Genomic DNA, 7664 nt, shown 5'->3' with positions numbered 1-7664 from the left:
TATTCGAGTTGGTTTTAACCACTCATTAAAAAGCTCAAGCATTGCGACTTGGGCTTTTTTATTGCCTTAATTTCTAAATATTTCTTTTAAAAGTTTTGAATCATAAATGGCCTTAGGGGCAATCACCTGCTCATTTAGCGGAATATTTTGACCATAGCGCTGCCGCATTAGGCGCTGCACTTCATATTGTTTTAAATCAAATTGTTTCAGTTGTTGTAATGGAGAAAGTTCGATTCCTAAAGCATGCTGATAAGCTTTCCAAACAATTTCAGAACAGTAAATTGCACGGTCATCCCATTCAAAATATATATCATAGGGTTTGCCCAAGTACTTTTCCGCATGTTGCACCAGCTTCGTTTTCTGCTGCACATTTAAGGGTTGTTTGAGCCTTTTCACCACATAGTGAGCATTCTCCCCACGTGCGATCCATTGATTTAAAGCGGTATATTGCACAGGTTGAATAGCTTCAAGCACCCAGGTTTGGTTATTTTTATTTACGATCATGCCCATGTGACTATAGGGCGAATGTGTGGCCTTTTGAATGCTTAAACTTTGTTGTGACTTTGAGATATGAAAAATGATATCCCCCGTCTGAAATACAGACTGGGCATAGAGGGCTGAACTGAGCCCACAAAGAATAACTATTAATATTAAAATTTTAGACATTTTTATTGTAAGCAATATTGATATGAATGAAGGCAACCATAACATGAATATATGTCGGTTGCCCTGATTCTAAAAATTCAATGATTGATTAAGCCGACTTACGTGAATTGACTTGCCCTTTAATGACCGCTGTTAAATTTCCTTTAAGATATTTAAAAAACACTTTTAAGGGTGAAAGTTTAGGATTTGGCTGTTTGCCTTCACCAATCGATTTAAACTGAGCGGCATACCAAATAATTTCCATAATCGCCATTTTATCAATCATCGGTATGCCAGTTTTAATTTTGTCCACACCGTAACGAACATCCTGCCCCGCCAATAAACGATCAGCCAAATCGACTTCTACAGCGAAAGGACGTGCAATACCAATAAAATCACAAGCTCCACTGTCTAGTGCAGCATTCATGCCTTGCACGGTTCTAAACCCGCCGGTAACCATTAATGCGCATTTCACTTCTTTACGGATATTGTCCGCAAAATCGAGGAAATAAGCTTCACGAGCAATGGTACTGGCTTTACGTTTTTCTTCTTTAGCACCCGCCATCGCTGGCGCTTCATAGGAACCGCCCGAGATTTCAATCATATCAATCCCTGCTGCATCTATTGCTTTAAAGACCTCAATCACATCTGCTTCGCTAATTCCGCCGCGTTGGAAATCAGCAGAATTCAGTTTGACCGAAATGATAAAATCATCGGTCGTCGCTGCACGAACTGCCTTATAGATTTCAAGCAAAAAGCGCATGCGATTTTCATTTGAACCGCCCCACTGATCTTGACGTTTATTGGTCAGTGGCGACAAAAACTGACTAATTAAATAACCATGCGCACCATGCAATTGCACGCCTTCGAAGCCTGCCTTTTCACAAATGTGTGCGGCACGTGCAAAACGCTGAATGATATCTAAAATTTCATCTTCACGAAGTTCGCGCGGTGTTCCAAACGTTGTGGCTAACATCGGACTAAATGGCACAGCAGACGGTGCAACCGTTTCTTTATTTAAACCTTTAGGACATTGACGGCCAGGATGTGAAAGTTGAACCAATTGCACCATGCCGTGCTTCTTGCCTAGCTCAGCCCACTGTGTTAACTGTGCTAAATCTCGCTCAGTTTCAGCGACAACAACTCCAGGCTCATTTTTAGCACGAAAATCCACCATGACATTACCCGTAATGGCACAGCCTAAACCACCCTTCGCCCAAGCTTCATATAACCCAAAATGTAAGTGATTGGGTTGGCCTGCGGTATTGGCCAATGCTTCACTCATTGCACCTTTGATGATGCGATTTTTAAACGTGGTATTACGAATTTTAAAGCTTTCAGCTAAATGGCTCATGGCATTGTCCAAAATGAAATAATAAGTCCTGAGTATTTACTCTAAGTATTATTTTCTAAAGGTCAAGGATATTTTGACAATGACACTTGTCAAAATATCCATAAGTTTGATTTTAGTATTGGCTGGCTTCAATTAATTTACGGGTATAGTCCGTTTGTGGTCGTGCAAATAGATCTGCGGTGTCTTGAAACTCCAAGACTTTGGCATGTCGCAGTACCAACACTTTTTGACACAAGGCTTTGACCACGTGTAAATCGTGACTGATAAATAAATAACTCATATTATATTCTTGCTGCAAGCGACGTAGTAGCTTCACGATGGCTTTTTGTGTCGTCCGATCTAGTGCCGATGTGGGTTCATCGAGTATCAATAATTTAGGACGTAATATCAACGCACGCGCTAAGGCGACTCTCTGCCGTTGCCCACCTGATAATTCATGTGGATAACGCTGCTTAAATGAGGTGGCTAATTCGACTTTCTGCAATGCTTCATCTATACGCTGTGCAATTTCATTTGCAGATAAATGCTGTAAGGCCAGACCTTCGCCAATGGTTTGCTCTACATTGAGCCGTGGATTTAAACTACTGAATGGATCTTGAAAGACGATTTGAAATTCACGACGTAAAGGTCTGAGCTGTTTTTCTGAAAGTTGATTGATGGCGTGTTGATTTAACATAATTTCACCCTCACTTTCTATGAGCCGAGCAATAGCCAGTGCTAAAGAGCTTTTCCCTGAACCACTCTCACCAACAATACCGATCGACTCACCTTCAGCCACTGTTAAATCCAAAGCTTCTACAGCAACGACATAATTTTTGATGCGGTTCAATAAGCCTTGTTTGACTGGGAATTTCACTCCTAACTGGCGTAATTCTAAAAGTTTTTGAGTTTGCGAAACCTGTATTGCTTTACCAAAATCATGGTCTAATAAATTTTGGGTATACGCCTGCTTCGGTTGCTCAAAAATTTCCTGAACATTACCTTGCTCCACCACTTGACCACGATTCATCACAATCACATGTTCGGCATAGCGCTTGACCAAATTCAGGTCATGGCTAATTAATATCATCGCCATATTACGCTGCTGTTGTAGCGACTTTAATAAATTTAAGATTTGCGCTTGCAATGTGACATCTAAAGCCGTGGTTGGCTCATCAGCGATTAAAATATCAGGATCTAAGGCCAATGCCATGGCAATCATGACACGTTGACGCTGCCCGCCTGATAACTCATGTGGATAGTGTCTTAATTTATCTTCAGCATCAGGAATACCCACATCATTTAATAATTCTATAACCCGCTGCCGAGTTTTTGCCTTCGACCATCCCTGTAACAACAGTGACTCACCAACAATCTTTTCCACCCGATGTAAGGGATTTAAGGCCGTCATCGGCTCTTGAAAAATCATGGCAATTTTCTGCCCACGAATGTTTCGATGCTGCTCAGGACTCAGTCCAAGTATTGCTTGTCCGTTAAGGCTGACGCTCCCTGTGACCTGCAGATCACTTGGCAACAAACCGAGTATAGCTAGGCTGCTAATCGATTTACCAGAACCGCTTTCACCAACAATGGCTATCGTTTCACCTGCATGCAAATTAAATTTCAGGTCTTCAACCAAGACCTGTGCTGCATGGGAAATATGTAAATGTTCCACTTCTAACACGATGGGAGGTACATTAACTTGATGATTATTGACGTCTAGGATCGAATGCATCACGTGTCGCCTCCCCAATGTAAATCAATAAAGACAGCACGATCGCTAATGTAAAGAACCCCGATAAGGCAAGCCAAGGTGCATTCAGATTGTTTTTCCCTTGAAGCAATAACTCACCTAATGACGCGGCATCAGGCGGTAAGCCATACCCTAAGAAATCTAAGGCTGTCAGTGCTGTAATATTTGCCGTAAGCATGAAAGGTAGCTGTGAAAGACTGGAACTCATCGCATTTGGTAAGATATGCCGAAAAATAATGGTGCTATCTGTAACACCAAGACTCCGTGCTGCACGTACATAGTCAAAATTACGCGCCCGCAAAAACTCCGCACGAACCAAGCCAACTAAAGTGGGCCAGCCAAACAACAGCATAATGACAAAGAGCCAATACACACTCGGCGTAAACATGCTGACCAAAATCATCACCATGAATAGCATCGGGAGTCCACCCCAGACTTCTAAAATCCGTTGACCAATGAGGTCTATCCACCCACCATAATAGCCCTGTATCGCCCCAACGATGATGCCCAATATGGCTGAAGCAAAAGTTAATGCAAAACCAAACAGGAGCGACACACGTAATCCATATAAAATACGTGCGAGCACATCACGCCCTTGGTCATCGGTACCGAGCCAATTTTGTGCAGTTGGTGCAGATGGTACGGGCACAGCCAGTTCTAAATTCGGTGTTTGATAGGAAAATTTAATCAGTGGCCAAACCGCCCAGCCTTTATCTTCTATCAGTTGCTGAACAACAGGATCTTTATAATCTGCCTCAGTTTCAAATATCCCACCGAAAGCGGTTTCTGGATAACTTTTCAATACGGGCACATATAAAGAATCATCGTATTTGACCAAGAGCGGTTTATCATTGGCAATAAACTCGACAGCTAGAGACAACATAAAAATCAAGGCAAAACTGATAAAGCATGTAAAGCCTAATTTATTTTCTTTAAAACGTTGAAAACGTGCTTGCATGATCGGAGACATTATTTTGCCCCCTGCGAATCAAAATTAATTCGTGGATCAATCATTTGATACATGACATCACTGATTAATCTTAAGATCAGCCCCATCAAGGTAAAAATAAACAAGGTACCGAAAATGACTGGATAATCGCGCTGCACGATGGCTTCAAACCCCAACAATCCCAGACCATCTAGATTGAAAATAATTTCAATAAATAGATTTCCCACAAAGAAGATGCCGATCAAGGCTTCTGGCAGCCCCGCAATGACAATGAGCATTGCATTACGAAATACATGCCCATACAGCACACGTGTTTCGGTCAAACCTTTAGAACGAGCAGCAAGAACATATTGCTTATTCAACTCTTCCATAAAAGAGTATTTGGTCAGATAAGTTAAGCCTGCAAAACCACCAATTACCATAGCAAACAAAGGCAACGCCATATGCCAAAAATAATCTGCAATTTTGCCAAACACACTTAACTCAGCAAAATTCTCTGAAACTAAACCTTGTAGAGGAAACCACTGAAAATATGAACCACCTGCAAAAAAGACAATGAGTAAAATGGCAAAGGCGAAAGCAGGAATGGCGTAACCTATAGCCAATAAAATAGACGTGCTTTTATCAAATAGCAGACCATGTTGACGGGCTTTTTTAATGCCTAATGGAATAGACACCATATAGATCAGCAAGGTACTCCATAAGCCAAGGGATAAGGATACAGGCAGCTTTTCCCAAAGCAGCTGGGTCACAGGCTTATCTTTAAAAAAACTGGTACCAAAATCTAGCGTTACATAGCCCTTTAACATGAGCCAAAAACGTTCGAATAATGGTTTATCGAAACCATATTGCGCTTCGATTTTTGCCACCATTTCTTCACTGAGGCCTTTAGCACCTTGGTATTTACTGCCTGTCGTCGCAGTTTCACCACCACCTGTGTTTCCCATACCTTGAAAGGACTCAGCTTGCTGTATGGCTTGTTCAACAGGTCCTCCCGGTGCAATCTGAATCACGACAAAGTTAATCAGTAAAATGAAAAACAATGTTGGAATAATCAGGAGCAATCTTTTTAAAATATATGTGCCCATGTTGCTTTAACATTCCCTGTCATTCATTAGTATTTATTGTTGGCGCAAATAGTTTGCAACTTTTTTCGATTGCGCTTCATTGCTCCACCAATAATCAATACCTGTTGATAATTTTGGTTTAACTTTTGGCTGTTGATACATATTCCAATACGCAAACCATTTTTCACCTTTACCATAGGTTGGAATTTGATAATACCCAGCTCTTAATAATCGATCCAATACTTTGGTACGCACCACCAATTGTTCACGATTTGGTGCACGAATCACCTGTTGTATGACCTCATCAATGATTGGACTTTTAATGCCAGCATAGTTGTAATTACCAGGCTGATCCGCCGATGCACTTCCCCAAAATTGCGCTTGCTCATTACCCGGATTGAGCGACTGTGGCATAACATTTGTTGTCATATCAAAGTCTTTAGAACGCATCCGTTCTATATATTGAGGCACGTCCACTTGACGAATATTTACAGTCACACCTAAGCGTTTCATATTGCGCACAAAAGGCATTAATGTTCGCTGTAAGCCATCTTGGTGAATGAGAAACTCAATACGAATGGCTTGACCATGTCGGTCTAATAATTGACCATTTCTAAATCGATAACCAGCATTTATTAATAGCTGACGAGCAGTCAATAAATTATTTCGATTAAATCCACTAGCATCTGAAACTGGATATTTCCAGTTGGATAACACCCCTTTACGCTCTAAAGGGGTTAATTTCGTTAACAATGGTTTTAAAATTTGCATTTCAGCATCTGATGGCACCCCTTTTGCTTCTAACTCACTATTTGAAAAATAGCTTTGTAAGCGCTGGTATTGACCATAAAACAGAGCTTTATTTTGCCACTCAAAATCATACGCATAAGTTAAAGCTTGCCGAAAACGAATATCATTAAAAGGCGATCGACGCGTATTAAATACAAAACTTTGAGTTGCAATTGGATTTTCATGCTTATCACGATACTTCACCACCATTCCTGCAGTGATGGACGGAAACTTATATTCCGTCACCCATTTTCGTGCTGTAAATTCCTCATGCAAAGTATATTGGCCAGACTTAAAGCCTTCAAAAGCAACATCTAAATTTCGGTAATAGACATATTTCAAATGATCAAAATTATATCGTCCGCGATTAATCACTAAATCACGTCCCCAATAATTAGGATTACGCTTAAAACTAATACTACGACCAGAATCAATTCGATCAAGTAAATAGGGGCCAGAACCTAAAATCGGCTGCATGGTAATTTTAGTAAAATCTTTTTTTGCCCAATCTTTTTTGGAATAAATCGGCATTTGCGCCAATATTAATGGCATTTCAGCGTTATTACCCGACTTAAAGGTCATTTTGACTTCATATTTAGATAACACTTGGGTTTTATCTAAATCTGCCAAATACATTTGTAAACCTGGATTTGACTTGGTCTGAAAAGTATCAAAACTAAATTTAACATCTTCAGCTGTGAGTTCAGAACCATCACTAAATCGTGCTTTTGGATTTAAGTGATAAATGACAAAATTAGTATGATCGGGGTCGAACGTTACCTTCTCAGCTAATAATGGATACATCACGCCAGGTTCATCTAAAGAGCTATCCATAAGGGAGTCAAATAAATAATTTACCCCCTCAGCCGCACTGCCCTTACCATTCATACTGTTTAAATTGTCAAATGTCCCATTTGATGAAGTACTTAAATATCCACCTTTGGGTGCAGAAGCATTGGCATAAGGCATGACTTTGACAGAGTCATATTTGGGTGTGCTATGAATCGCAATATAAGGCGTGGTCTGTATCGCAGACCACACACTTTGACCGAACAGAGTAAGCACACACATCCCAATAGCTTGATGTGCTGATTTGAACGACACCAACATCAATGACAACTCCCTGTA

The 7664-nt window shown here is 40.6% G+C and carries 6 protein-coding genes; all 6 read right to left on the bottom strand.

What is annotated here, in order from left to right; translation table 11 throughout:
• Nucleotides 1-66: 66 nt before the first annotated feature.
• The 6 genes from AVJ20_RS15550 to AVJ20_RS15525 all read right to left on the bottom strand — a co-directional run bounded on the left by AVJ20_RS15550 (nucleotide 67) and on the right by AVJ20_RS15525 (nucleotide 7607).
• The gene (locus AVJ20_RS15550) at nucleotides 67-666 is read right to left on the bottom strand and encodes a YiiX family permuted papain-like enzyme (RefSeq protein WP_111885863.1); all 600 of its coding nucleotides are present in this window, start codon (nucleotides 664-666) and stop codon (nucleotides 67-69) included.
• A gap of 88 nt (nucleotides 667-754) precedes the next feature.
• Nucleotides 755-1999, bottom strand: coding sequence for an NADH:flavin oxidoreductase/NADH oxidase family protein (locus AVJ20_RS15545; RefSeq protein ID WP_111885862.1), 1245 nt, complete (start codon nucleotides 1997-1999; stop codon nucleotides 755-757).
• Nucleotides 2000-2111: 112 nt separating this feature from the next.
• Nucleotides 2112-3713: an ABC transporter ATP-binding protein gene (locus AVJ20_RS15540; RefSeq protein ID WP_111885861.1), complete on the bottom strand. Its 1602-nt coding sequence runs from the start codon at nucleotides 3711-3713 to the stop codon at nucleotides 2112-2114.
• The gene (locus tag AVJ20_RS15535) at nucleotides 3688-4701 is read right to left on the bottom strand and encodes an ABC transporter permease (RefSeq protein ID WP_111885860.1); all 1014 of its coding nucleotides are present in this window, start codon (nucleotides 4699-4701) and stop codon (nucleotides 3688-3690) included. The genes AVJ20_RS15540 and AVJ20_RS15535 overlap by 26 nt, the downstream gene beginning before the upstream one ends.
• Nucleotides 4701-5768, bottom strand: coding sequence for a microcin C ABC transporter permease YejB (locus tag AVJ20_RS15530; RefSeq protein WP_111885859.1), 1068 nt, complete (start codon nucleotides 5766-5768; stop codon nucleotides 4701-4703). The genes AVJ20_RS15535 and AVJ20_RS15530 overlap by 1 nt, the downstream gene beginning before the upstream one ends.
• Before the next feature lie 33 nt (nucleotides 5769-5801).
• Nucleotides 5802-7607 carry an extracellular solute-binding protein gene (locus AVJ20_RS15525; protein ID WP_228157236.1) on the bottom strand — a complete coding sequence of 602 codons (1806 nt, stop codon included), beginning with the start codon at nucleotides 7605-7607 and terminating at the stop codon, nucleotides 5802-5804.
• Between the last annotated feature and the right edge of the window lie 57 nt (nucleotides 7608-7664).

The sequence above is a fragment of the Acinetobacter sp. CFCC 11171 genome, from assembly GCF_003268405.1.
GTDB lineage: Bacteria > Pseudomonadota > Gammaproteobacteria > Pseudomonadales > Moraxellaceae > Acinetobacter > Acinetobacter amyesii.
The sequence above is the reverse complement of the archived record's forward strand: the minus strand, read 5'-3'. Positions and strand labels throughout refer to the sequence as shown.

Coding starts and splice junctions, on each gene's coding strand:
- AVJ20_RS15550 (WP_111885863.1), bottom strand. CDS start 666: ATGTCTAAAATTTTAATATTAATAGTTATTCTTTGTGGGCTCAGTTCA.
- AVJ20_RS15545 (WP_111885862.1), bottom strand. CDS start 1,999: ATGAGCCATTTAGCTGAAAGCTTTAAAATTCGTAATACCACGTTTAAA.
- AVJ20_RS15540 (WP_111885861.1), bottom strand. CDS start 3,713: ATGCATTCGATCCTAGACGTCAATAATCATCAAGTTAATGTACCTCCC.
- AVJ20_RS15535 (WP_111885860.1), bottom strand. CDS start 4,701: ATGTCTCCGATCATGCAAGCACGTTTTCAACGTTTTAAAGAAAATAAA.
- AVJ20_RS15530 (WP_111885859.1), bottom strand. CDS start 5,768: ATGGGCACATATATTTTAAAAAGATTGCTCCTGATTATTCCAACATTG.
- AVJ20_RS15525 (WP_228157236.1), bottom strand. CDS start 7,607: ATGTGTGTGCTTACTCTGTTCGGTCAAAGTGTGTGGTCTGCGATACAG.